1 protein-coding gene is annotated in these 222 nt (G+C 40.1%); it reads left to right on the forward strand.

What is annotated here, in order from left to right; genetic code table 11:
• Nucleotides 1-222 (forward strand): hypothetical protein (locus G7034_RS02075; RefSeq protein WP_166399308.1); only part of this gene is annotated, 222 nt, incomplete at both ends.

A 222-nucleotide genomic window follows, 5' to 3' on the forward strand; every position in this document is an offset into this window, starting at 1 on the left:
AGCCGACAACGAAATAGGCGAATTCGATTTAACGCAGAAAGATGAGGAAATCAATCCAAATGCGGGAGACCCAAATACAGAAGTCATTTACTATGCATCAGAAGAAGACTTTGAAGCAGGAATTCCGATTATTAATCCTGAGAATTTCTTTACTTCAGAATCACCACAAACCATTTACGCCGAGGTTGTAAACACAGACAATGAATGTCCATCCTCAACGCA

Source organism: Psychroflexus maritimus (assembly GCF_011089875.1).
Lineage (GTDB): Bacteria > Bacteroidota > Bacteroidia > Flavobacteriales > Flavobacteriaceae > Psychroflexus > Psychroflexus maritimus.